20 protein-coding genes are annotated in these 20,345 nt (G+C 69.9%); 16 read left to right on the top strand and 4 right to left on the bottom strand.

The features are described from left to right. Positions 1–3 precede the first annotated feature (3 nt). The 3 genes from OG963_RS12900 to OG963_RS12890 all read right to left on the bottom strand — a co-directional run bounded on the left by OG963_RS12900 (position 4) and on the right by OG963_RS12890 (position 3,988). Complete coding sequence (locus tag OG963_RS12900; protein WP_371798922.1) at positions 4–2,052, bottom strand: PA14 domain-containing protein; 2,049 nt, start codon at positions 2,050–2,052, stop codon at positions 4–6. A gap of 162 nt (positions 2,053–2,214) precedes the next feature. Continuing rightward, positions 2,215–3,090 (bottom strand): acyl-CoA thioester hydrolase/BAAT C-terminal domain-containing protein, encoded by an 876-nt coding sequence (locus OG963_RS12895; protein WP_371798921.1) that lies wholly within the window; start codon positions 3,088–3,090, stop codon positions 2,215–2,217. A gap of 13 nt (positions 3,091–3,103) precedes the next feature. Continuing rightward, entirely contained in the window at positions 3,104–3,988 is an 885-nt protein-coding gene (locus OG963_RS12890; protein WP_371798920.1) for an SIS domain-containing protein, read from the bottom strand. 185 nt (positions 3,989–4,173) lie between these two features. Here OG963_RS12890 and OG963_RS12885 point away from each other — a divergent pair, with 185 nt between their 5' ends. Then, positions 4,174–4,974: a DeoR/GlpR family DNA-binding transcription regulator gene (locus OG963_RS12885; RefSeq protein ID WP_030927378.1), complete on the top strand. Its 801-nt coding sequence runs from the start codon at positions 4,174–4,176 to the stop codon at positions 4,972–4,974. Here the strand turns inward: OG963_RS12885 and OG963_RS12880 are convergent. Beyond that, positions 4,961–5,296 (bottom strand): hypothetical protein, encoded by a 336-nt coding sequence (locus OG963_RS12880; RefSeq protein ID WP_371798919.1) that lies wholly within the window; start codon positions 5,294–5,296, stop codon positions 4,961–4,963. The genes OG963_RS12885 and OG963_RS12880 overlap by 14 nt on opposite strands. Positions 5,297–5,885: 589 nt before the next feature. Between OG963_RS12880 and OG963_RS12875 the strand changes: the two genes are divergently transcribed. From OG963_RS12875 to OG963_RS12805, 15 genes are all read left to right on the top strand, one after another. After that, entirely contained in the window at positions 5,886–6,896 is a 1,011-nt protein-coding gene (locus tag OG963_RS12875) for a sugar ABC transporter permease (protein WP_371126461.1), read from the top strand. Beyond that, the gene (locus OG963_RS12870; RefSeq protein WP_093777162.1) at positions 6,893–7,852 is read left to right on the top strand and encodes a carbohydrate ABC transporter permease; all 960 of its coding nucleotides are present in this window, start codon (positions 6,893–6,895) and stop codon (positions 7,850–7,852) included. Before OG963_RS12875 ends, OG963_RS12870 begins: the two co-directional genes overlap by 4 nt. 56 nt (positions 7,853–7,908) lie before the next feature. After that, positions 7,909–9,546 carry a hypothetical protein gene (locus tag OG963_RS12865; RefSeq protein WP_093930883.1) on the top strand — a complete coding sequence of 546 codons (1,638 nt, stop codon included), beginning with the start codon at positions 7,909–7,911 and terminating at the stop codon, positions 9,544–9,546. A 39-nt stretch (positions 9,547–9,585) separates the two neighbouring features. Next, entirely contained in the window at positions 9,586–10,758 is a 1,173-nt protein-coding gene (locus OG963_RS12860) for a Gfo/Idh/MocA family protein (protein WP_371798918.1), read from the top strand. A gap of 152 nt (positions 10,759–10,910) precedes the next feature. Continuing rightward, positions 10,911–12,086: a ricin-type beta-trefoil lectin domain protein gene (locus OG963_RS12855; protein ID WP_319739543.1), complete on the top strand. Its 1,176-nt coding sequence runs from the start codon at positions 10,911–10,913 to the stop codon at positions 12,084–12,086. Positions 12,087–12,424: 338 nt separating this feature from the next. Further along, on the top strand, positions 12,425–13,423 hold the full coding sequence (locus OG963_RS12850) for an MBL fold metallo-hydrolase (protein WP_371798917.1): 999 nt from the start codon (positions 12,425–12,427) through the stop codon (positions 13,421–13,423). A 91-nt stretch (positions 13,424–13,514) separates the two neighbouring features. Then, positions 13,515–14,885, top strand: coding sequence for an ATP-binding protein (locus tag OG963_RS12845; RefSeq protein WP_319327029.1), 1,371 nt, complete (start codon positions 13,515–13,517; stop codon positions 14,883–14,885). Further along, the gene (locus OG963_RS12840) at positions 14,882–15,307 is read left to right on the top strand and encodes a roadblock/LC7 domain-containing protein (RefSeq protein WP_319327026.1); all 426 of its coding nucleotides are present in this window, start codon (positions 14,882–14,884) and stop codon (positions 15,305–15,307) included. The genes OG963_RS12845 and OG963_RS12840 overlap by 4 nt, the downstream gene beginning before the upstream one ends. Then, entirely contained in the window at positions 15,304–15,657 is a 354-nt protein-coding gene (locus tag OG963_RS12835; protein WP_030979254.1) for a DUF742 domain-containing protein, read from the top strand. Before OG963_RS12840 ends, OG963_RS12835 begins: the two co-directional genes overlap by 4 nt. Continuing rightward, positions 15,635–16,249 carry an ATP/GTP-binding protein gene (locus OG963_RS12830; RefSeq protein ID WP_030927390.1) on the top strand — a complete coding sequence of 205 codons (615 nt, stop codon included), beginning with the start codon at positions 15,635–15,637 and terminating at the stop codon, positions 16,247–16,249. Before OG963_RS12835 ends, OG963_RS12830 begins: the two co-directional genes overlap by 23 nt. After that, entirely contained in the window at positions 16,246–17,514 is a 1,269-nt protein-coding gene (locus tag OG963_RS12825) for a cytochrome P450 (RefSeq protein ID WP_319327021.1), read from the top strand. The genes OG963_RS12830 and OG963_RS12825 overlap by 4 nt, the downstream gene beginning before the upstream one ends. Before the next feature lie 104 nt (positions 17,515–17,618). Beyond that, a complete protein-coding gene (locus OG963_RS12820) occupies positions 17,619–18,017 on the top strand; it encodes a cell division protein SepF (protein WP_037822962.1) in 399 nt (132 codons plus the stop codon). Between the two features lie 55 nt (positions 18,018–18,072). Further along, complete coding sequence (locus OG963_RS12815) at positions 18,073–19,281, top strand: AAA family ATPase (RefSeq protein ID WP_371798916.1); 1,209 nt, start codon at positions 18,073–18,075, stop codon at positions 19,279–19,281. Further along, positions 19,278–19,637, top strand: coding sequence for a nucleotide pyrophosphohydrolase (locus tag OG963_RS12810; protein WP_093777388.1), 360 nt, complete (start codon positions 19,278–19,280; stop codon positions 19,635–19,637). Before OG963_RS12815 ends, OG963_RS12810 begins: the two co-directional genes overlap by 4 nt. 124 nt (positions 19,638–19,761) lie before the next feature. Then, positions 19,762–20,298: a DUF6099 family protein gene (locus OG963_RS12805; protein ID WP_093777113.1), complete on the top strand. Its 537-nt coding sequence runs from the start codon at positions 19,762–19,764 to the stop codon at positions 20,296–20,298. The last annotated feature ends 47 nt before the right edge of the window (positions 20,299–20,345 follow it).

The raw sequence follows: 20,345 nt of genomic DNA, 5'->3' as shown, positions 1-20,345 counted from the left end.
CGCTCAGTCGGTCACGGCGGTGGTCTGGGAAGCGCCCGACTCGGTGCCGTCCTCGTAGCGGACCGTGACGCGGTAGAACACCGTGGTGCCGGCCGGCTGGGTGTTGTCCCACCAGTAACCGTCGCGGGAGTCGTCCACGCCGATCAGGTCGAAGGTCTCGGTCTGCGGGTTCCAACGGTGGACAGCGACACCCGACACCCGGCTGCCGTTCTCGTTCCTGTCGCCGGTACCGCCCCAGGAGATCCGGCCGCCGGGGCTCGTGCTGAGGTAGGTGACCGGAGCGCCGGTCGCCGGCGGGGCGGTCGGACGGAGGTCCAGCTCGGTGACGTCGACGACGCTCGCGCCGGTGTCCGGGGTGAGTTGGTTGCCGTACTGGTCGATGGCGACCACGCCGTAGCGCGCCTGCTGACCGTCGGCCGGCACCGCGTCGTGGAAGGTCGTCTCCGTGATCTCCCGCGGCCGCAGGGTCCATGGGTCCTGCACCGGGGTGTACGTCCACTGCCCGTCGACGAGGGTGCCGCGCAGCACGCGGTAGTGGTCGAAGCCGGGCACGTTGCTCGCGTCCCAGGAGAGGGTGACACCGTTCTTCTTCGGCGTGGCCGTCACGCCGGTGAGCGGTGCGGGGGCGGTCGTGTTGCCGGTGACGGCGACAGTGAGCTCGTGGGAAGGGGTACCCCCGTTCCCTGCGTGGTCCAGGGCGACCACCCCGTAGTAGTACGTGACGCCGGGCGGCGGGGCGGCGTCGGTGAAGGTGGTGCCCGTCACTGCCTTGCCGACTTCCTCGCGCTGGGCCCCGGCGACGGTGCGCGGCTGGCGTGACCGGAAGATCGAGTAGCCCGCGAAGTCGTTGCTGGTCCGCTCGGAGGCGTCCCAGGTCAGCGTGACGCCCGCCTCGCTCTCCGAGGCCTGCGCGTTGAGGGCGGTGTCGACCGGGCCCGTCAGGTCGCGGGTGTAGTACATCGCCGCGCCCGAGGCCGCCGACTCCAGGCCGTGCGTGTCGACCGCTGTGACGACGTAGTAGTAGATGGCGCCGGTCTGCGGCAGGGGTCCGGTGTAACCGCCGCCGGACAACGTGTCGCCGGTCAGCCGGTTCTCGGGGGTGAGGGCGACCGGTGAGGACGTCGAGCGGTACACGCGGTAGCCGGCGAGGTCGGACTCCGTGTTGCTGTCCCAGTAGAGGGTGATCTTGGTCGGGTAGCCCATGGCCCAGTTGTCCTCGACGCCCTTCGGGGCGGCGGGGGCGGTCCGGTCGACGGTGGTGATGCCGAGGTCGGCGGTGCCTGAGGAGGCATTACCGGCCTTGTCGTAGGCGCGGACCTCGTAGTAGTAGACGTTGCCGTCCTTCGGGACGGTCGTGTCGGTGTACGAGGTGGACGTCGTGGTCGCGATCGGCTTCGTGGGGTAGGAGGTGCCCTTCAACCGCCGGTACACGCGGTACCCGGCGAGGTCCATCTCCTTGTTCTTGGCCCAGCTGACCTTCGTGGACGTGGTCGCCGTGCTGTAGGTGGCGGTGGTCCCGGTCGGGACGAGCGGCTTGACCTTGTCGACGGTCGCCGAAGTGCGGGGAGCATAGGCGAACTTGACGTTGGCTGCGCCGGTCCAGTTGACGAAGTCGACGCGGAGACTGTGCTTCCCCGACGGGATGGTCACGTTGACGGTCTTGGAGACGGTGGTGGCGACGTTCTTCCACATGTCGACCTTGCGGACGCCGTCGAGGTAGACGCGTATGCCGTCGCGGGAGGAGGCGGTGAACGTGAAGGGCCCGCCGGAGCCGAAGTCGCGGGTCGTCGACCAGCGGACGCCGAAGTTGTTGGCGGGCATGCCCTTGAAGCCGGGCGCGCCGGTACCCCAGTTCTGGTCGATCACGGAGTCGCAGTCCGTGCCCTTGGGGGTCCCGGAGAAGGTGGTGTTCGCGTAGAACGTCCGCTTGAAGACAGGTGACGCGCAGGTCACCGTGGCGGAGGCGGGGCCGGCCGCGGCGAGCAGCCCGCCCGAGGTGGCGAGCACGACGGCGCCTGCGGCGGCGACCGTTGTGCTTCTTGGTCGGTTCATGCGTTCCTTCGCTCTTGATCCTCGGCGGCAGGGTGAGACCGCCGACGATCAAGACTCGTGATGAACGCGCTTGGTTGTAGGCCCGGGAGTTGCGATTCCGGCCCACTGCCCCGCTTGCTCGACGGGCTGGAGAAATCGGCAACAGCCAACGGGCCGGCCGGCTCAGGGGCCGCCCGGCCCCCGCAGTACATCGAGTACGTACGGCCAGGCAGCAGCGCCGAGTGCCGCATCGGCGACGGGCGAACCGCCGTACAGGAACCGGTCGGAGACCGGCGCCGGGCCCTCTCCGGGAAAGCGCGGACGGTGCCCGCCGTCGGCGCGGGCGATCAGCCGGACCGGCCGCCCGGCCGCACGCCGCCGGGCGGCCAGTTCCTCGGCGGAGCGCAGTGACGGCCAGATCGCGTCGTCCGCGCCCGCGACGAGCAGCAGGTCCGCGGCGGACCGCTCCACCGGGATCGCCGCTGCCCCGACACGGTCGGCGAAGGTGTGCCGACTGCGTTCGTACCAGCCGAGGACGCTGACCGGAGCCCCCTCCGCCCCGGTCGGCGTCCAGCTGTCGTCATAGGGGACGAACGGCAGCGCCTCGCCCCGCCAGGTCCAGGAGGACCGGTACGGCCGTGTCCTGCCGTCGCGGCCGGGGCCGACATTGGCCCACGTCAGCGAGGTGGGGGAGAGCGCCACCACGGCATCGACACCGAGATCCAGCACCGAGAGATGCAGGGCGGCCTCCGCGCCCTTGGAGGTGCCCAGCACTCCGATACGCTGCGCGCCGCGCGACCGGAGCAGTCCGGTCGCGGACTCGAATGTCTCCAGCGGGACTTCACAGATGCCCGGCGGCTGTCCCGGGCCGCCGAACCAGCGGACCGACAGGGCGGTCAGGCCCGCCCGGGCCAGGATCCGGCACCGCTCGTCCTCGATCCGGCCGCTCGACCCGGCAAGGACGAGGACACCGGCCTCGCTGCCCCGCACCGGCGCAGCGAGGAACCCCTCGCACGCGCCGACACCGTTGTGCGCAACGGTGAGCGCGCGCTCGACCATGTCCATCCGCCGGTCAGGCGTCCGCGAGGACCACCGAGCGGGTCAGGTGGCGGGGGCTGTCCGGGTCGATGCCGGCGGCCTCGGCCCGGGCGATCGCCAGGCGCTGTACGCGGACCAGCTCGGCCAGCGGGTCCAGACCGCTCTCCACCCAGCGAGCCCCGGTCGACAGCACCTGGTCGTCGAGACCCTCCGGCGCGGCGCCGAACATCCAGGTGGCGGTGCCGGTGGTGGTGATGCTGATCGGGCCGTGGCGGTACTCCATCGCGGGGTACGACTCCGTCCAGGACAGCGACGCCTCCTTCATCTTGAGAGCGGCCTCGTTGGCGAGGCCGGCTGTCCAGCCCCGGCCGAGGAAGGTGAACTGGGTGCAGTCCAGCAGGCCTTCGGGCAGCGGCTCGGCGAGCGCGGTCTCCGCGTCGCGGACCACGGCGTCGGTGTGCAGGCCGAGGTGGGCGCGGAGCAGAGTGAACGCGGTGGTGGCGAACCGGGTCTGCACCACGGACTGCTCGTCGGCGAAGTCGAGCACGACGACATCGTCGGCCGCGGTCATCACCGGGGTGTTCGGGTCGGCCGTGATCGCGACGGTACGGGTGACGCCGCGCAGCCGGCCCAGCAGGTCCAGTACCTCGGTCGTGGTGCCCGAGCGGGTGAGCGCGACGACCCGGTCGTAGCGGCGGCCGAAGGGGAACTCCGATGCGGCGAACGCGTCGGACTCGCCCTGACCGGATTGCTCGCGGAGCGCGGCGTATGCCTGAGCCATGTAGAACGACGTGCCGCAGCCGACGACGGCGATGCGCTCCCCGGCGGCGGGCAGTGCGGCCGACCGGCTCGGTGCCAGCTCGGCGGCGCGACGCCAGCACTCCGGCTGGCTTGCTGTCTCAATCTCGACAAACGACACTTTTGCACTCCGTACAGGTGATGGGATGCTCGTTCACGCACGTTATAGGTGAACTACAAGCATTATCAAGCATTCTTGTTGCAGGAGACTTGACTGATCAGAGCCTTGTGCGACGCTTGCGCGTGTCCGGTGAGCGTGCCCAAGGGGATGGGTGCGCGAATCCCGGACCCGTAAGGAGAGTTCTCTTGTCCAGGGATGCCCGGTGGAACGCGCTGCTGGAGCTGGTCGGGAAGCACGGCAGGGTGGAGGTCGAGGACGCCGCGACGACGCTGGATGTTTCGGCCGCGACCATCCGCCGTGACCTGGACCAGCTCGCCGAGCAGCAGCTGCTCACCCGTACCCGCGGTGGTGCCGTCGCGCACGGGGTCTCGTACGAGCTGGCGCTGCGCTACAAGACGGGACGCCACGCCCCGGAGAAGCAGGCCATCGGCCGCGCCGTGTCCGAACTCGTCGCCGTGGGTGAAGTGGTGGGACTGACCGGCGGCACCACGATCACCGAGGTCGCCCGCTCGCTGGCCGTGCGCTCCGACCTCGTCGGTGACACCGGCCCCGGGGTCGGCGGCCAGCCGACGCTGACGGTGGTGACCAACGCCCTCAACATCGCCAATGAACTGGTCATCCGGCCGCAGATAAAGATCGTGGTGACCGGAGGTGTGGCCCGTCCCCAGTCGTACGAGCTCACCGGCCCGCTGGCCAGCGGAGTGCTGGGAGAAATCACCCTGGACGTCGCCGTACTGGGCGTCAATGCGATCGACACCGAGCGCGGGGCGTACGTCCACCACGAGGGCGAGGCGAGCATCAACAGGCTGCTCGCCGAGCAGGCGCAGCGCGTGGTCGTGGCCGCCGACTCCTCGAAGATCGGCAAGCGGGCCTTCGCCCGGGTCTGCGATCTCGGCCAGGTCGATTTCCTGGTCACCGACACCGGCATCACCCCCGAGGCGAAAGCCCGCTTCACCGAGGCAGGTGTCACCGTCATCGCTGTGTGACGGTGACGCAGGGCCGTCCGGCGGGGCTGTCGGCGCGCAGGACCGGCTGCACGGCGCGGGTCCACCGCTGGTCCGCCATGTCGGTGAGGAGGCGCAACTCCACGCTCCGTCCGGGCCTGTGGCCGACCGGCGTGTACGGGCACCGGCCGGTCGCGTCGTCCACGATCGAGCCGTGTGCGCCGTAGGTCCAGGTCGTCAGTGATCCCGGGGCTCCCGCGCAGGTCGTGATCGTGGCCGGCGCCTTCTTGGCGTCCCCGGACTTCTCCGGTGCGGCCGGTCGGAAGTTGTTCGCCGGGCGCAGGGTCCGGTCGGCGCCACGCACCCAGCCCCGGGCGGTGCGTCTGCGGCAGGTGTCCGCGACGGCGGCCCGGTCCTCGTCGGCGGCCGGATCGGCGTCCTCGGCTCACTCGTGGCCGGGCCGCGTGTGCCGTGGCCGCCGTGGGCATTCCTGGCCCGGTCGCAAGTGCCGGTGCCGCGAAGGCACTTCCGGTGAGCGGGCCGATCAGACCGATCCGACCGGGTCGGCCGGGGCCGGACACGGACAAAACCTCCTTGCTTGAGAATGCTGGGAGAGATGGTTGTCGATGCAAGATCGAGCACGGTGGACCTTCTCGTCCCGCGACGAACTCCCTGGCGGGAGGCTCGGATGACTCGTCGAGTGCTTTCGCGCTCCCTTTATGCCCTTTTCACCTGGCTTCAGGCCCCACCTGGATCAAAACGGACGTTCGCATTCCGATGTCTGTAGATGTTCGTTACCTCTGCGAAATGAACAACTCTTGCCATCCAGGCGCACCGTCGTGAACTATGTGGCTGTCGCCGCGACGGAGCAGCGGCCGCACCGTCGCAGGTGTGTGCCGCCTCCGTACTGCGGGACTTTCTCTGCTCCATCAGCCCTGGAGGTGCCTGTGACGATGGCAGATGCGCCGGTCTCAGCCGTGCGGTCGCCTGTGCCGCAGCCCCGCGACCCGGATGACGCGGACTCACCCGCCGGGAAGAAGCGCACCAAAGCCCGAATACGGCAGCCGCTGCGTCATCGCCTGAGGCGGGACAGAGCCCTCCTGCTGTTCTGCCTGCCGGGCGTCCTGTACTTCGTGCTCTTCTTCTATCTGCCGCTCGCGGGCAACGTCATCGCCTTCCAGGACTACCAGCCGTTCCTGGGCTTCAAGCAGAGCCCGTTCGTCGGCCTCGCCAACTTCACGGCGCTGCTCTCCGAGCCGGAGTTCTGGTCCGCGGTCTCCAACACCCTGCAGATCACCGCGATTCAGCTGCTGCTCTACTTCCCGGCCCCGATCGCCCTGGCGCTGCTGCTCAACTCGCTGATCAGCGAGAAGATCAAGCGGTTCATCCAGACCATCGTCTACCTCCCGCACTTCCTGTCGTGGGTGGTCGTGGTCGCGATGTTCAAGCAGGTGCTCGGCGGCGCGGGTTCGGTCACCACGCTCCTGATGGAGCACGGGGTCAACATCGGCAACGTGATGACGGACCCCGGCACCTTCAAGCTGCTGATCACCGCGCAGGCCATCTGGAAGGACTGCGGCTGGGGCACGATCATCTTCCTGGCAGCGATCGCGTCGATCGACATGGGCCAGTACGAGTCCGCCGCCATGGACGGCGCCGGCTGGCTCCGCAGGATCTGGCACATCACCCTGCCGGGCATCCGGCCGGTGATCCTCATGCTGCTGATCCTGCGGCTCGGCGACATCCTCTCGGTCGGCTTCGAACAGATCATCCTGCAGCGCGACGCGGTCGGCCCGGATGCCTCCGAGGTGATGGACACCTATGTCTACTTCCACGGCGTCATCGACGGCGACTGGGGGATGAGCACGGCCGCCGGTCTGATGAAGGGCGTCATCGGATTCGCCCTGATCCTCGCCGCCAACAAGCTGGCCCACCGCTTCGGTGAGCAGGGAGTGTACCGATGAGTCAGCAGACCTTCGCGAACCGGTTGCGCACCGCCGGATCCGGCCGGCGCGTCACCCTCCGCGGCCGCGCGTCGTCCAGCCGTCCGCCGTGGATGGAGCGTCCGCACTGGTACGGACAGGGAGCGAAGGCAGCGGCGCTCGCCGTCCTGACCGTGATCGTGCTCTACCCGTTCGTCCTGGCCATCGGCACCAGCCTGGCCGGCCGCGAAGAACTCAACGCCAACGGCGGCTACGTCCTGCTGCCGAAGCACCCGACGTTGGAGGCGTACCGGGTCATCCTCTCCGGCGGTGTCGTCACCCAGGCCGCGGTGGTCTCCATCTTCATCACGCTGATCGGTACTGCGCTCAGCCTGGCGTGCACGGTGCTGATCGCGTACGGCACCTCGCGTCCCGGCACCGTCCTCGGCAAGCCGATCCTGCTGCTGGTACTGGGCACCTTCCTCTTCGCCCCCGGAATCATCCCGACGTACTTGGCGGTCCAGCAGTTCCAACTGCTCGACACCTACGCCTCGCTGATCCTTCCCGTACTTCTCAACGCGTTCAACATCGTGGTCGTCCGCTCCTTCTTCCAGAGCATTCCCGAGGAGCTGTACGACGCCGCGCGGATCGACGGCGCGGGCGAGGTGACCGTCCTCTTCCGGATCGTCCTCCCGCTCTCCAAGGCCGTCCTCGCCGTCGTCGGCCTCTTCTACGCGGTCGGCTACTGGAACAGCTTCTTCAACGCGGTGCTCTACCTCAACGACTCGGGCAAGTTCCCCATCCAGGTGATCCTGCGCTCGTACGTCCTGAACGGCCAGAGCATCAACGCACAGGCCATGGGCGTGCATGCGATTCCGCCCGCGACCTCGCTGCAGATGGCCGTACTGATCATCGCGATCGTGCCCATCTTCTGCGTCTACCCCTTCCTGCAGAAGTTCTTCGTCAAGGGCGTTCTCACCGGGGCGATCAAGGGCTGATCCGCCCGCCGCAGCCCCCTCCCCCCCCCCGCACTTCGCATACTTCAAGGAGAACCATGTCCACCAACTTGTCCAGGCGCGGTTTCATGGGCGCGGCGGGGATCGCCGGGCTGACTGTGGCGGGCTTGTCGTCGCTGACCGCGTGCGGCAGTGGCGCCACCGTCAGCAAGGGTGGCGCCAAGGCGTCGGCCAAGCTGAAGCTTCCGACGTACGTGGCCGCCCAGACCGCCCCCGCTGACCTCGCGGGCAACGCTGCCGGACTGGACGCCACGTACCTGCGCTACCCGAAGAAGCTCACCAAGTCCGTGGCCAAGGCCCCCGGCGACGGCAGCCGCATCACGGCGCTGACCGAGACCTTCACGACACCCGCACCGGCCCAGGGCAAGAACGCCTACTGGCAGGAGCTGAACAAGCGTCTCGGGTCGCAGTTCGACATGACGATCGTGGTCGAGGAGGGTGCCGGTTACCCCGGCAAGTTCAACGCGATCGTCGCCAGCGGGGACATCCCCGACCTCGTGTGGTTCCCGCCGAACCAGGGCCTTCAGCACGTGCCCGAGCTGTTGGACGCCAAGTTCCACGACCTCACGCCGTACCTGTCCGGTGATGCGGTGAAGAAGTATCCGAACCTGGCGAACCTGCCCACCACCGCGTGGAAGACCGCCGTCATCAACGGAAAGATCCGCGGTGTGGCCGTCGCCTACGGCTCCATGGGCCAGGTCTACGTGGTCAACCAGGACTTCTGGAAGCCAGTCGGTGGCGCCGAGTTCACCAGCGCCGAGGACTTCCTCGCCAAGGGCAAGGAGCTGCTCGACGCCAAGCGCAACAAGTACGTCCTGGAGCCTGCGTACGTGAACCACGTCGGGCAGTTCGCCCAGTGGTTCGGCGCGCCCGCCGCCTGGCGGCTGGAGGACGGCAAGCTGACGCACCTGTACGAGACGGAGGAGTACCTGGAGGCCGTGGCTTTCGCGGTCAAGGTCCGCAAGGCCGGTCTGTTCTGGCCGGACCCGAACCTCAGCACCACGATGGAGAAGGTGGCGCAGGGGTCGCTCGGTGCCTATGTCCAGTCCTTCCCGAGCTTCCTGACCGACGTCAAGACGTACGACTTCCCGTTCGGCGTCATCGTGCCGTTCGCCGGCAAGGCCGGTGCCACGCCGTCGTACACCCTGGGCTACGGCTCGGTGGGTTACACCGCCATCTCCAAGAAGGCGGACACCAAGCGCGTCGAGATGCTGCTGCGGGTGCTCGACTACCTGGCTGCCCCGTTCGGCACGGAGGAGCGGCTGTTCCTCGACAACGGCATCGAAGGCACGCACTACACCCGCACCTCCAACGGCGACATCAAGCTCACCGCCAAGGGCAACGCCGAGGCCGTCACCACCGCCATGCCCCTGGCCTTCCTCGCCAACACCCCGGAGTACATCTACCTGCCCGGCAAGTCCGAGCTGGCCTCGAAGATCCACGGCTGGCAGGAAGAGCTCCTCAAGCTGGGCAAGGCCAACCCCACCAGCGGCCACTTCTCGGACACGTCGACCAAGAGGAGCGCTTCCATCGGCACCGCTGTGAGCGACACCGTCCTCGACGTCGTCGCGGGCCGCAAGCCGGTCTCCGCCTTCCAGGACCAGGTGAAGAAGTGGCGCTCCGGCGGCGGCGACCAGATGCGTGCCGAGTACGAGGCCTCGATCGCCGGTAAGTAGTCTCCGCCCGCACCACCCGCACAGACAGAAGGGACCCCCGTGTCAGACCTGCGACTCGGCGTCATCGGGCTCGGCCTCCGCCGTTCCATCGCGATCTCCGCCCACCACCCCGGTAAGGGCTCGGCGATCACCGCCGTCTGCGACCTCGACCCCGAGGTGCGGCAGCGCGAAGCCGAGCGCTTCGGCACCGATGTCGCGGTCGAGGACTACAAGCTGCTCCTCGACCGGGACGATCTCGACGCGGTCGTCATCGCCACCCCGGACGACACCCACGAGGTCATCGCCATCGATGCCCTGCGGGCCGGCAAGGCGGTCTTCGTCGAGAAGCCGCTCGGGATCACCGTCGAGAGCTGCGACAACGTCCTGCGCGCCGCGTACGAGACGGGGACCCGGCTGTACGTCGGCCACAACATGCGCCACATGGGCGTCGTGCGGCTGATGCGCGACATCATCGCGCGCGGTGACATCGGCGAGCCGAAGGCCGTCTGGGTGCGGCACTTCGTCGGGTACGGCGGCGACTACTACTTCAAGGACTGGCACGCCGACCGGACCCGCACCACCGGACTGCTGCTCCAGAAGGCCGCGCACGACATCGACGTCCTGCACTGGCTGGCCGGCGGCTACACCCGTCGGGTCAACGCCCTCGGCGACCTCCTCGTCTACGGCGACCTGCCGCGCCGCGAGGCGGACACCCCGCGGCCGGACAACTGGCTGCGGGAGTTCGACTGGCCGCCGACGTCCCGCAAGGACCTGCATCACATCGTGGACGTCGAGGACGTCTCGGTGATGAACATGCAGCTCGACAACGGCGTCGTGGCCGCGTACCAGCAGTGCCACTTCACGCCGGACTACTGGCGCAACTACACCGTCATCGGCACCGAGGGGCGGCTGGAGAACTTCGGCGACAGCCCGGGTGACGAGGTCAAGGTCTGGAACACCGGCCCCAGCGGATACCGCGCCGAGGCGGACATCACCTACCGGGTGCCGGAGGCCAACGGCTCGCACGGCGGCGGGGACAGCCGGATCATGGAGGAGTTCTGCCGGTTCGTCCGCGACGGCGGCATCACCGACACCTCTCCGGTCGCCGCCCGGATGAGCGTCGCCGCCGGTGTGCTCGCGACCCGCTCGCTGCGTGAGGGCGGTGCACCGTACGACGTGCCGGCTCTCGACCCCGAGCTGATCGCGTACTTCGAACGCGGTCAGGTTCGCTAGGAAACTTCTGGCCGGATTCTGACCGGGAAGTGTCGGACAGGGCTTCGGCCCTGTCCGGCGGATCTCACTCGCACATCGTGCACCTCCTCATCCCGGAGGTGCAGGCAAGAGAGCACGATCCCCATTCCCCCCATCAGAAGCAGGTGCAACGCATGACTCTGCGCCACTTGTTCGGCACCACCCTCGCCACGACCGCCGCGGCCGCCCTGGCCCTGTTCGGCGTGGCCGGCCCCACCCACGCCGCGGACCTCGGCACGACTCCCGGCACGTACACCAACTACTCCTTCTCCGGTGCGCCGGTCCTGACCGAGGTCACCTGGTCCACGACCGTCCTGCACGACCCCGGATACACCGCCAACGTCTTCTGGAGCCATCAGTTCGGCTTCAACCAGGGCAACGGCGCCTACCTCGGGATGCAGTCCAACGGCGGGTCGAGCAGGGTGCTCCTCTTCTCCGTCTGGGACGTCTCGGAAGCCACGGCCGGCTCCGCCGGCTCCTGGTGCCAGAGCTTCGGCGGCGAGGGCGAGGGCATGAGCTGCCGGATGAACCTCGACTGGACCGCCGGCCACACGTACACCTTCAAGGTGGCAGCCGAAGGCGGTGGCTGGTTCGGTGCCACCGTCGCGGACACCACGGCGGGAACGTCGTACAAGCTGGGCAGCATCAAGACGCCCGCCACCGCCATCTCGCCGTCCGGCATGGTCGACTGGACGGAGTACTTCGAGTGGAACGACCCGCGTGCCACCTGCTACGACCAGCCGTTCAGCGACGCCCGTTTCGGGCTGCCCAAGGGCAACGGCGGTACGGTCACCGCCGCCGTCTCGTCCACCTCGAACAGCGGAAACGCCTGCGCGTCCATGACCCGGACCGACACGGTCAGCGGCGGCACGGTGCAGAACCTCGCCGTCGGCAACTCGGTGCGCGGACCGGTGACGGGTCTGGCCGGAAAGTGCGTGGACGCGTCCGGCGGCGTCTCGGACGGAACGGTGGCCGATCTCTACGGGTGCTCGGGCAACGAAAACCAGGCATGGGTGAAGGCTGCCGACGGCACCCTGCGGCTGCCCTCCGACTACTGCCTGACCGCGGCCGGCACGGGTAACGGAGCGGCCGTCCTGGTCCGCGACTGCGCCGGTACGGGCGCCGGGGGCGCCGTCACGGACACGGCCAAGCAGTGGACGTACAACACGTCCACGCACGCGCTCGTCAACAAGGCCTCCGGTCGCTGTCTGGACGTCCCGGGCAGCGACAGCACCAGTGGGACCGCACTCGATCTCTGGGACTGCCACGGCGGCGCCAACCAGCAGTGGACGGTGCCCGCCACGTACTAGCCGCACTCGGCCACGACGCCGAGGAGACCTCCGGGGGCCGTGCCGTCGGGCACCGTCACCGGAGGTTTCTACGCATCTGTTTTCAGTCATGCTCGGTGGGTAATCGGCGCATTCCGGTGCGGCGACCGCCCGATCAGCCGTCGCCGCGATGGGTGGCATTGTCGGGTGAATTGAAGCGGATCGTCCGGAAGGTGTCGCACGGAGGCACCGGCGGCCGGTCTCGTACCGTCACCGCCGGACTGCCACCGCAGGGCGCGACCGTCGATTTTGCGCCAACCAGGACGCGCGGCGGCCAGGCTCGAACGCGTGGCCGGATCGGGGTCGGCATAATCGCGTCCATGTCGATCACGGGTGGAGACTTCGTCGAGCTGGGGCGGGACCTGTACGCGTGGCTCCCGCCGAAACGCGGCTGGGGTCTCGCCAACTGCGGCCTGCTCACCTCGCCGCGTGGCGCGATCTGGATCGACACCCCGTACGACCCGGTACTCGCCGGCCAGTTCCTGGCCGAGTCCACGAAGCGGCTGCCCGACGGTGCCTCCATCGACCGGGTGATCGTCACGCACGCCAACGGGGACCACTTCTGGGGCGCGGGCGTGCTCCCGGACGCCGAGATCATCGCGACCCGCGAGGCCCGGGAACACATCCACTACGAGCCCACCCCGAAACAGCAGCACGCGCTGGTCCAGGGCGGCGATCCGGCCACCGCGCTCGGCGAATACCTCAAGCGCCACTTCGGCACCTTCGACTGGTCGCAGACCGAACCGGTGCAGCCGACCACGTACTTCACCGGGGAGCTCGAACTGACCCTGGGGGAGTACCCGGTCCAGGTGTCGGCCCTGCCCGCCGCCCACACCACGGGCGACCTGATCGTGCACCTGCCGGCGCAGCGCACCGTGTTCAGCGGCGACGTCATCTTCGCCTCCACGCCGCAGCAGCCCGGCGACCACCCGGTGCACTGGGCGGGCCCCCTCTCCCATGTGATCGCGGCCTGCGAACAGGTGCTGGCCACCGGTGCCGAGACCATCGTCCCCGGCCACGGTCCGGTCCTCGACCCGGCCGGGGTGCGGGCACACATCGGCTACCTCGAGCACGTACGGGATCGCGCCCACGCCCTCCATGCGGTGGGGGTGCCTGCCCTGGAAGCGGCCCGCCGGGTGATCGGCGAGCGACGCCACCCCGAACTGGGCCTGGCCGAACGGCTCGTGGTGACGATCGGCAGCGAGTACCGGCATCTGGACGGGTCGGAACTGCCCGGTGTGCTGCAGGTGATGACCGATGTCGCCGTCGTGGCTCAAGAAGTCGCCGCTCAAGAACTCCTCGATCGAGAAGGGGAGTAGTCCGTGCGGCGGCAGGCCGTGCGGGGTGACAGCCGGATCTCCCGCCGCCCCGGCAGGGAGTCGGACCCGACAACAGAAATGCGGTGACGGCATGGCATGGATCGTGGCGCTGATCGCCGTCGTCGCTGCCGTGACGGCCGTGGTCCGTTCCCAGAACGCGGCCCGTGACGCCAATGTGGCGTGGGGCCGCGTCGAGCTGGCCGAACGCCAGGCGAAGGCGGCCGATGCCCGTACCGCCGCCCTCACCGACGAGATCCGGCAGCTGGCCCAGAAGCGAATACCCGCCGCCGCGCTCGCCCTCTCCCACCCCAGCGCGCCGGTGCCCGGCCTGCGCGAGGCGGCCGAGGTCGACGGCGGCTCCGCACGGCTGCTGACCGAGGCGGTCCAGGCAGCCCGAGCCGCGGTCATCGAGGAGCGGCAGCGCGTCGACGCGGCCGCCCGCGCGGCGATGCGCGGCACCTCCGCCAAGATCCAGTCCCTGCTCAACCAGTCACAGCAACTGCTGCACGAACTCCAGCACGAGTACGACGACCCGCGGATCCTGCAGCTGGACTTCCGTAACGAACTGGCGTTGCGCCGCACCCAGGCCACCGCGGTGCTCTGCGACGCCTGGCCGGGCCTGGCCCGGCAGAGCTCGCCACTCGTCGAGATCGTGCTCGGCGCCCAGTCCCGCGTCGCGGGATACGAACGCATCAAGGTGGCCAACCATCTGCGCGACGAGTGGCTCGCCGTCGTCGCCCGGGCCGCCGAACCTCTCGCGATCGCCCTCGCTGAACTGCTGGCCAACGCCACCGCCTACTCGCACCCCGACACCGACGTACAGGTGACGGTCCAGCAGAGCGGCGGCCGTGGTGCCTTCCTGGTGGTCGACGACGCGGGCATCGGCATGGACGACGACGCGCTCGAACGGGCCCGCGCCCTGTTGGCGGGCCCGTCCGAAGTGCTCCTGACCGAGCTGGGCGATCCGCCGCAGACCGGCTTCGCCGTCGTCGGCCGGCTGGTCGTCCAGTACGGCCTCGGTTGTCATATCGAGCCCTCACCGTTCGGCGGGATGCGTACGATCCTGCGGGTCCCTGCCCACCTCCTGACGGTGCTGGAGGACGACCGCAGCCTCTCCGCCCTCGTCCCGAAGCCGGTGCACGCGCACACCGCGGGCACCGCCGCCGCCGAGCCGGAGGCCGCCGCCGAGCCCGAACCCGCAGCCGAGCAACGCAACGGACTGCCCAGCCGGCGCCGTCGCGTACCCCGTCCGGCACCCGCCCGGTCCGCGCCCGCCCCCGCCGTGACCCCGGCCGCCCCACCGCCGCCCCGCACCCCCGAACAGGCCGAGTCGTCGTGGGCGGCTCTCCAGCAGGGCACCCTCAGCGGCCGCAGCGCCCCCGCCGCCCCACCGGAAGCGGAACACCACGACAACGAAGACGGCCAGGACGACCGGAACGACCAAGGAGACGACGAGACGTGAGCGCCCCTACCCCCACCACCGGTGACCTCGCATGGGTGCTGACCCCGCTGCTGGAACTGCCCGGAGTGCAGCACGCCGTGGTCGCCACCGGCGACGGCCTCGTCGAAGGGGCCTCATCCGGCCTGGATCGCGCCTCCGGCGAACGCGTCGCCGCCATGACCGCAACCCTGCACGCCGCGGCCCGGGCCTTCACGACCGCGTTCACCGACGTCGAGGCGCCGCAGCTGGCCCAGACGGTCGTCGAGTCCGACCAGGGCTTCGCCATCGTCGTCCCGGCGGGGAAGAACACCACACTCGCCCTGTTCGCGGAACCGGGGGCCAAGCTCGGCGACATCGCGTACCAGATGCAGGTGCAGGTCAACGCGCTGACCCGGGCGATGAACGCACCCGCCCGCCGACCGGACACCGCCGCCCGGCCATGACCCCCGGTCCAGGACGCCGTCTGATCCCCGCCTACCTGGTCACCGGTGGCCGGACCCGGCCCACCGGCCCCGCACTCGACCGGCTTGCCGTGCTCGTACGCACCGACTCGGCCCTGCCCGACGACACGGGCTCGGAACAGCGCAGGCTGTGCGAGCTGCTCGAACCGGGCGCCCTCAGCGTCGTCGAATGCGCGGCCCACCTGGACCTTCCGGTCAGCGCCACCGTCTTCCTGGCCACGGACCTCGCGGCCGCCGGACATCTGCACACCCGACCGCCGATCCCCAGCGCCGGGGAGACCGACCGGTCGCTCGTCGAGAGGCTGCTCGTTGGACTCCGCTCCCTCCACTGACCGCACCGGCATCGGCTACCTGCCGCATGCCGACCAGACCCTGATGAAGCTCGTCGTCACGGGTCCCTTCGGCGTGGGCAAGACGACCCTGATCCGTACGCTGTCGGAGATACCCACGCTCCACACCGAAGAGGCGATGACCCAGTCCAGCACCCGTCTCGACGACACCGCGGGACTGCCGGACAAGACCACCACCACCGTCGCCGTCGACTTCGGTCGGCTCACCGTCCTCGACGACCTGGTGCTCTACATGTTCGGCACGCCCGGCCAGGAACGGTTCTTCCCGCTCTGGGAGGACATCGCGCGTGGCGCCCTCGGCGCCCTCGTGCTGGTCGACACCCGCCGGCTCGGCGACTCCTTCGCCGTCATGGACATGGTCGAGGAGCAGGGACTGCCGTACGCCGTCGCCGTCAACCGCTTCCCGGACGCCCCCGCCCACCCCGACGAGGTGCTGCGCAAACACCTCGATCTGCACCCCGACACTCCCCTGCTGCAGTGCGACGCCCGCGAACGCCGCGGCAGCATCGACGCCCTGATCGCCCTCGCCGAGCATGTGCTGACCCGCCTGCCCCAGCCTCAGGACCCGTCATGACACCTCCCGTCGCCTCCGTGCGCTCCGTGCAGCCGCCACAGCCGCTCGCGCTGTACGGCCCGGACTTCGCCGCCGATCCGCACGGTCACTACCGGCGGCTGCGGACGCACGGCCCGCTCGCCCCGGTCCGGATCGCCGCCGGTATCGACGCCCTGCTGGTCACCGACTACCAGGCGGCCGTCGATCTGCTGCGCGACACCCACACCTTCACCAAGGACCCCCGCGCCTGGCAGGCCACCGTCCCCGCCGACTCACCGGTACTGCCGATGCTCGGCTACCGGCCGACCGCACTCTTCAGCGACGGCGACGTGCACGCCCGCTACCGCGAGGCCATCAACGACGGCCTCGCCATGATCGAACCGCACATCCTGAGGGCCGAGGTGGCCCGAGTCGCCCGCCGGCTCATCCGGGAGTTCGCCGCCTCCGGCAGCGGCGACCTCGTCGAGCAGTACGCGCGACGGCTACCGCTGCACGTCTTCACCACGTGGTTCGGTGTACCGCCCGAGGACCGCGAACGGATCGTCGAGGGGATCGGCGGCATGTTCAACTCGGCCGATGACGCCGCCGCCGCGTACGCCGATCTCGTCACCGTCGTCACCCGCCTCGTCGCCGACCGGCGCGCCCGGCCCCGCCGCGATCTCACCTCGTACTTCCTCGGCCATCCGGCCGGTCTCGACAACGACGAGACTGTGCGTCAGATCACGCTGATGATGAGCGCGGGCCATGACCCGACGACCAATCTGATCGGCAACGCGCTGCTGCACATGCTCACCGACGCGCGCTACGCCGGCTCACTGCAACGCGGTGCGATGACGGCCCACGAGGCCATCAACGAGGTCCTCTGGCAGGACCCGCCGCTGGCCAATCTGGCCGCTCACTACCCGCGCCAGGACACCGAGTTCCATGGCGTCCGGCTGCGTGCCGGACAACTGCTGCTGGTCTCCTACGCGGCGGCCAACACCCAGTCCGCGTCCGCCACTTCGGACCCCGGCGTGCGTTCCGGCGGCAGTGCGCACCTGGCCTGGTCGGCGGGGCCGCACCGGTGCCCGGCGAAGCAGCCGGCGCTACTCATCGCGATGACCGCGATCGAGCAGCTGACCAGTCAGCTGTGCGATGCGGAACTGGCCGTCCCGGCGGGCGAACTGATGTGGCGGCCCGGCCCGTTCCACCGCGCCCTGGTGCATCTGCCGGTCCGATTCACCCCGCTCGAGGTGAACCCGGACGCGGAGCCCGCGGGTCCGTCGGAGGTGTCGATCAGCCACTGACCCGTGTCGCTGGTACGCCGAACGGGTGAGGGGCGAGAGAATTGCCCGATGAACAGCGAGCGCAGCCGGTGCGAATCCGACCGATGCACAGACGGGGTGGTCCGGTGAGCAGATACGACAGGTACGACGTCACGGACGAGCAGTGGGAGGGGCTGGCCCAGGTCGTACCGCTGCGCAGCCGCAACGAGTGGCCGTCCCGGGTCGACCATCGCACGGTCCCCGACGACCACGAGACCGCCGAACAACGCCGCATGGTCGTGCTGCGGGTGCAGGTCTTCGCGGACGCGCGGGAGGTGGCCGAGTACCTGGTCGCGCAGATCCCCGTGCTGCTCGATCTGACCGGCGCCGAGACCGATGTGGCCAAGCGGATCCTGGACTTCGCCAGCGGTGTGGTCTTCGGGCTGGGCAGCGGAATGCACCGGGTCGACCGGAACGTCTTCCTGCTGTCGCCGGTCGGCATGGAGGTCGAGGGGGTTGCGACGGCGGGCGTACCCCGATCGTAGGAAGGTCCGTCCGGCGGAACGGTTCGCCGGTCGACGGCGTGCGTACGGTCCGCTCATGACTGCACTCCGCCCGGGGACCACCCCGCTGCCGCCCGCCGCCCCCGATGTCCGTCCCGGATCACCGCCCGCCGCCGGGGCTGCCCGGTCCGCCGGACCCGTCGTGACCGAACTGCGGCTCTCCGCCTTCGCCTCGCACCGGGGCACCGTTCTCCCGATCGGGCCGCTCACGCTCTTCGCCGGGGCCGCGGGCAGCGGCAAGTCCAGCGCGCTGCGGGCGTACGAGGCACTTGCCCGGCTGGCAGCCGGCGACCCGCTCGCCGAGGTGTTCCCGGACCCGGAGGCGTACGTACCCGAACGGGCCGGGGTAGACGCGCAGGGCCGCCGCGGCTTCCGGATCGGCTGCACGACGGACGGCCCGGCCGGTCCGGTCCGGCTCGATCTCGCCGTCCAGGCCGAACCCACTCTCCGGATCGTCGGCGAACGACTGACCGGCGGAGGCGAGACCCTGCTCACCACCGCCCTCCGCGATCCCGGGCGTTCGACGGTCCAGGCGGCCTGGCACACGGCAGGCACGGTCCCGGTGACCCGCGCCCCACTGCCGGACGACGTGCTCGGCACGGCGCTGCTGCCGCTGCGGGTCGCAGGAACGACCGAGGGGCAGGTACGGGTCCTGGCCGCCGCCGAACAGACGGTGGTGGCCCTGCGGTCGGTATTCGCGTGCGAACCGCAGCCGCAGCGGATGCGGGCACCGGTGCCCAGCGGCGAGGACCGGCTGCGTCGCGGCTGCGAGAACCTCGCGGCGGTGCTGGAACGGACGCACACCCAGTGCGGTCAGCGGCATGCCCGCCTCGTCGCGGCGGCCGGTGCCGGATGCGCGGGGCCGGTGACGGGGCTGGGCGTCGAGCGGCTCGCGGACGGGAAGGTACGCGCCCTGGTCGAGCGCGACGGCGGGCATCGCACCCCTGTCGGGCGGCTCGGCGACGGCGAGTTGAGGTATCTGGCACTGGCCCTGGTGCTGCTCACCGGCCCCGGGGTGCTGGCCATGGAGGCAGCGGGGGAGGTGCCGTCCGCCATGCAGACCCTCACCGTGCTGGCCGACGGACTCGACCGGGACCTGGACGGACGTCAGCTGCGCCGGCTGCTGGCCCTGGCGGCGTCGATCGGAGCCGCCGGGCATCTCCGGCTGGTGGGCACGATCACGGAGGCGGCCGCCTCCGAGGCCCGCGGGACGGCCGGTGTGACGGTGGTAGACCTGGACCCGTGACAGAACTTGATGTGCAGGCATTGCAGCGACGGCTCGCCGAGTTCGCGGCCGAACGGGACTGGGAGCAGTACCACAACCCGAAGAATCTGGCGGTGGCGCTGAGCGTCGAGGCGTCCGAACTGGTCGAGATCTTCCAGTGGTTGACGCCCGAGCAGTCGGCACGGGTGATGGAGAAGCCCGAGACGGCGCATCGGGTGGCGGACGAAGTCGCGGACGTGCTCGCGTATCTGCTGCAGTTCTGCGAGGTGCTGGGGATCGATGCGCTGGCGGCGCTGGCGGAGAAAATCGATCGGAACGAGGCGCGTTTTCCGGTTCCGGAGCAGCCCGATCCCCAAGATCGTCACTCTTCGGAGTAATCGACTTATCCACAATCGGCTTCCTGTCCACAGATTTCCGAAATCCCCTGGCCTTTCGGTGCCGCGCCCCTCACTGTGGGTAATGGATGAGGTGAGCGGGTTTTCGTACGGACGGGGGCACTGCATGGAAGCGGAGCGGCTCATAGGGGTAAGTCGGCGAACTCTGGCGCAGAGCCGGGGCACGCCGTCCATCATGGCGGAGGCCTGGCAGGCCCAGGCGCTGGCCCAGGCGATCGGGGACCGGCTGGCGGCGAGCGGGCCGAAGGAGCTGCGCGGTGAGGCGCGAGGGCTCAGTGAGATCGGGGGGAGGGGCAGCGGGGCGCCGGATCATCCGGTGGTGCGGACCGGTGTGGCACGGGCTGCCCAGCTCTCCGAGGTCGCCGATCCGCGCGCGACTTTGACCGGTCTCGGCGCGCTGCTCGGGGAAGTGGGGATGGCTCTCGTCGCGGTGGCCTGCGACACCGACGAGGAGGGTCTCTACTGGCAGTGCATAGAGGCGATCGACGCCGCGGACGAGTCGCTGGACCGGGTGCACGGGATGCTCCGGCGCCTCGCGGAGCAGGACCGGGAGCGGCAGCACGATCTGGAGCGGGGGAGAGGGCGGGACGGTCCGCGCGGCGCGGTCCGCGGACCGGCAGGCTCGGCGGCGGGCCAGCCGTGACCACCCTCACGGGCACGCCTGGCCGTAGCTGACCGACCGTGCCCGGA

Source organism: Streptomyces sp. NBC_01707 (assembly GCF_041438805.1).
Taxonomy (GTDB): Bacteria; Actinomycetota; Actinomycetes; order Streptomycetales; family Streptomycetaceae; genus Streptomyces.
Note: the sequence above shows the minus strand (reverse complement) of the source record. Positions and strands in the feature narration are given on the sequence as shown.

Excerpts from the sequence above, each read along its gene's own strand:
- OG963_RS12865 (WP_093930883.1), top strand. The coding sequence starts at position 7,909 with ATGTCCACCAACTTGTCCAGGCGCGGTTTCATGGGCGCGGCGGGGATC.
- OG963_RS12855 (WP_319739543.1), top strand. The coding sequence starts at position 10,911 with ATGACTCTGCGCCACTTGTTCGGCACCACCCTCGCCACGACCGCCGCG.
- OG963_RS12850 (WP_371798917.1), top strand. The coding sequence starts at position 12,425 with ATGTCGATCACGGGTGGAGACTTCGTCGAGCTGGGGCGGGACCTGTAC.
- OG963_RS12845 (WP_319327029.1), top strand. The coding sequence starts at position 13,515 with ATGGCATGGATCGTGGCGCTGATCGCCGTCGTCGCTGCCGTGACGGCC.
- OG963_RS12835 (WP_030979254.1), top strand. The coding sequence starts at position 15,304 with ATGACCCCCGGTCCAGGACGCCGTCTGATCCCCGCCTACCTGGTCACC.
- OG963_RS12870 (WP_093777162.1), top strand. The coding sequence starts at position 6,893 with ATGAGTCAGCAGACCTTCGCGAACCGGTTGCGCACCGCCGGATCCGGC.
- OG963_RS12815 (WP_371798916.1), top strand. The coding sequence starts at position 18,073 with ATGACTGCACTCCGCCCGGGGACCACCCCGCTGCCGCCCGCCGCCCCC.
- OG963_RS12825 (WP_319327021.1), top strand. The coding sequence starts at position 16,246 with ATGACACCTCCCGTCGCCTCCGTGCGCTCCGTGCAGCCGCCACAGCCG.
- OG963_RS12875 (WP_371126461.1), top strand. The coding sequence starts at position 5,886 with ATGGCAGATGCGCCGGTCTCAGCCGTGCGGTCGCCTGTGCCGCAGCCC.
- OG963_RS12895 (WP_371798921.1), bottom strand. The coding sequence starts at position 3,090 with ATGGTCGAGCGCGCGCTCACCGTTGCGCACAACGGTGTCGGCGCGTGC.
- OG963_RS12900 (WP_371798922.1), bottom strand. The coding sequence starts at position 2,052 with ATGAACCGACCAAGAAGCACAACGGTCGCCGCCGCAGGCGCCGTCGTG.
- OG963_RS12805 (WP_093777113.1), top strand. The coding sequence starts at position 19,762 with ATGGAAGCGGAGCGGCTCATAGGGGTAAGTCGGCGAACTCTGGCGCAG.